The sequence below is a fragment of the Rhodococcus sp. P4_F3_2 genome, assembly GCF_056401335.1.
Map to the genome: position 1 here is coordinate 1 of NZ_JBFUJN010000204.1, position 447 is coordinate 447.

Consider the following 447-nt stretch of genomic DNA (forward strand, 5'->3'; position numbering starts at 1 on the left):
GAAACATTTATTGGTGCGAGAATTTAACATCGAACTCATTCTAGGCATCCTCATAATAAGAAAACAATGAAAAGTAATACTAGATAAAAGCGACATCTTGTCACACCACAATGAATTCTATAGAAACCAAAAAAGCTTAATCCAAATTGGATTAAGCTTTTAAGCTGCAATATTTTTTTATAATATTTATACGCAATGATTTTTAATTATATCTATTAATTCTTTAAATGAATATTTGCCTAGAAACATATCTACTGTTAAATCCTCTGCTTGTTTTTGTTCCATTTTAAGTTTAATACCATTTAAACGTAAAAAGATAACCATAGCAGCTAAGCTGGTGCGTTTATTTGCATTTTCAAATGAATGGTTTTTTGCCACTGATTCAAATAAAGCAGCTGCCTTGCTATATATATCGGGATAAGCATCTTCACCAAATACTGTTTGTTG

At 29.5% G+C, this 447-nt stretch carries 1 protein-coding gene; it reads right to left on the minus strand.

Going from position 1 to position 447, the window contains the following annotated elements:
- Nucleotides 1-186: 186 nt before the first annotated feature.
- On the minus strand, nucleotides 187-447 hold a 261-nt coding region (locus AC1DWA_RS33420; protein ID WP_477917786.1), incomplete at its 5' end, for a type II toxin-antitoxin system death-on-curing family toxin.